At 52.5% G+C, this 767-nt stretch carries 1 protein-coding gene; it reads right to left on the reverse strand.

What is annotated here, in order from left to right; translation table 11 throughout:
• Positions 1 to 420 precede the first annotated feature (420 nt).
• A complete protein-coding gene (locus EZI54_RS25335; RefSeq protein WP_131484349.1) occupies positions 421 to 729 on the reverse strand; it encodes a DUF2931 family protein in 309 nt (102 codons plus the stop codon).
• Positions 730 to 767 lie beyond the last annotated feature (38 nt).

The raw sequence follows: 767 nt of genomic DNA on the forward strand, positions 1-767 counted from the left end.
AGCAGCGAGGCGATGATAGCCAGCTTGATGGTCACCGAGTATTCCTCCAGCCGCTCCAGCCCGTGCAGTCCCCGTCGCCAGCCATAAAGCCCGATGAACAGCAGCACCCCCGTCGCCAGCACATCGGGGCGACCGAAACCATGGCATCCAAATCATGCTCGGGGGCTGATGCGCAGCCGGAAAGTAGGGCTATTAAAGTCGTGCATATAAATTGAATGGCTCTCATTGCTAAGCATTCCGGTCGTTGGGCTGAATTATGCGCTGGCGATTAGAAGCGGGACGTAACGGAGCAATGGATTCGCTAAATGGCATCTCCATTCTAAAGCTGCCGGAAAAACTTATTGGGTTGTAGTTATCCGAGTGGTGAATGAGCAGGAAATATTCAAAAACTATAGTGATGACAAGCGGGGAATATGGTGACTACCAGCCTGTTGTCGGGACACCGTGTTTCTTGAGGTAGTCGCCGTTTGCTTCGAGGTATCGCTTCGTGGCTGCGCGATAATCGTCGGGATCGCCTTCGATTTCATTCGCCTGCATTCTGGCAATTTCAATCTCATTGCCGATTTGGTTCTGAATCCACACGACAATTGTTCCGCCGGGGGCCAGGCCTACGGTCAGAATGTCTCTTGGGCCCGAGAACTGAAGTGGACCCCGAAATTTGGACAGGTGCCTGAGCTCTGATTCATCATCTCCACAAGGAGGAGAATCATGAGCAAGAAACGCAAGCAATACAGCGCATCATTCAAATCCAAAGTCGCCCTGGCCGC

Origin of the sequence: Marinobacter halodurans, assembly GCF_004327985.1 — a bacterium.
In the GTDB taxonomy this organism is placed as follows: domain Bacteria; phylum Pseudomonadota; class Gammaproteobacteria; order Pseudomonadales; family Oleiphilaceae; genus Marinobacter_A; species Marinobacter_A halodurans.